The organism is Cellvibrio sp. OA-2007 (genome assembly GCF_000953825.1).
Taxonomy (GTDB): Bacteria; Pseudomonadota; Gammaproteobacteria; order Pseudomonadales; family Cellvibrionaceae; genus Cellvibrio.
Genome location: NZ_BBUL01000027.1, coordinates 1 through 1,213 on the forward strand (window position 1 = coordinate 1; position 1,213 = coordinate 1,213).

Consider the following 1,213-nt stretch of genomic DNA (forward strand, 5'->3'; position numbering starts at 1 on the left):
AAGTTTGAACGTAACAAGCCCCACGTCAACGTGGGCACCATTGGTCACGTTGACCATGGTAAAACCACATTGACTGCAGCCTTGACTCGCGTGTGCTCGGAGACTTGGGGTGGTGAAGCGGTAGCATTTGATGGTATCGATAAGGCACCAGAAGAGAAGGCGCGTGGTATTACCATTAATACCTCGCACGTAGAATATGATTCACCAGTGCGTCACTATGCGCACGTTGACTGCCCAGGCCACGCCGACTATGTGAAAAACATGATCACCGGTGCTGCGCAAATGGACGGTGCAATTCTGGTATGTGGTGCGACCGATGGTCCAATGCCGCAAACTCGTGAGCACATCCTGTTGTCTCGTCAAGTAGGTGTTCCTTTCATCGTAGTATTCCTGAACAAGGCTGACTTGTTGGCAGAAGACTGTGGTGGTGTGGGTACCGAAGAATACAACGAAATGTTGGAATTGGTAGAAATGGAGCTGCGTGAGCTGCTGTCTACCTATGACTTCCCAGGCGACGACACTCCAATTATCGCTGGTTCTGCGTTGATGGCGCTTAACGGTCAAGACGATAACGAATTGGGCACTACCGCTGTACGTAAGCTGGTTGAGTCTCTGGATAGTTACATTCCAGAGCCAGTGCGTGCTATCGATCAGCCATTCTTGATGCCAGTAGAAGACGTATTCTCTATTTCTGGTCGTGGTACTGTAGTAACTGGCCGTGTAGAGCGTGGTATTGTTAAAGTTGGTGAAGAGATCGCGATCGTTGGTCTGAAAGACACCGTTAAAACCACCTGTACTGGTGTTGAAATGTTCCGCAAGTTGCTCGACGAAGGTCGTGCTGGTGAGAACGTAGGTGTTCTGCTTCGTGGTACCAAGCGTGATGATGTTGAGCGTGGCCAAGTATTGTGTAAGCCAAACTCAGTAACTCCGCACACCAAGTTTGAATCTGAAGTGTACGTACTGTCCAAAGAAGAAGGTGGTCGTCACACTCCATTCTTCAAAGGCTATCGTCCACAGTTCTACTTCCGTACTACTGACGTAACTGGTGCTGTTGAATTGCCAGAAGGCGTAGAGATGGTAATGCCAGGTGACAACATTAAGATGGTTGTTACCTTGATTCACCCAATCGCGATGGAAGACGGTTTACGTTTTGCTATCCGTGAAGGTGGTCGTACTGTTGGTGCTGGTGTTGTTGCCAAAATCATTCAGTAAT

General features: G+C 48.8%; 1 protein-coding gene. It reads left to right on the top strand.

The features are described 5' to 3' along the window. The coding region (gene tuf, locus AWU77_RS02085) for an elongation factor Tu (protein WP_238582286.1) at window positions 1-1,212 on the top strand (1,212 nt) is incomplete at its 5' end. Window position 1,213: the final 1 nt, after the last annotated feature.